Origin of the sequence: Bacillus pseudomycoides DSM 12442 (assembly GCF_000161455.1) — a bacterium.
GTDB classification, from domain to species: domain Bacteria; phylum Bacillota; class Bacilli; order Bacillales; family Bacillaceae_G; genus Bacillus_A; species Bacillus_A pseudomycoides.
Genome location: NZ_CM000745.1, coordinates 5777090 through 5777423, shown reverse-complemented (window position 1 = coordinate 5777423; position 334 = coordinate 5777090). Strand labels below are relative to the sequence as shown.

Below are 334 nucleotides of genomic sequence, written 5' to 3'. Positions count from 1 at the left end.
TCATATAATTGAATTTCTAATGGTTTTCTATTGGTCCCGTTATATGGTTTTGTAGTCGGGATGATGGCAAAGTGACTATCTACCAGCTCGTCGTTAAATGTGGCATGTTTTTCTGTAATGGTAGATGCATCTACCATCCGTACCAGATCCGCATAATTGGTACACTGCAAGGCTTGGAATACTTCTTGTACTCTGCCTACCTTTTCCGTTGGCAAATGCCTGGACGATGAACGAGGATACGAAATCCAGCCTTCTTCATATAAACTCTGAATATGTTTTTTTGCGGTCTCTGCACTCACTTTCAATTTCGAATGCGCCTCTTTATACAAATCCG

General features: G+C 41.0%; 1 protein-coding gene. It reads right to left on the bottom strand.

Annotation, left to right across the window (positions count from 1 at the left end):
• A partial coding sequence (locus tag BPMYX0001_RS33585; RefSeq protein ID WP_244268587.1) for a DNA topoisomerase occupies nucleotides 1-299 on the bottom strand: 299 nt, incomplete at its 3' end.
• Nucleotides 300-334 lie beyond the last annotated feature (35 nt).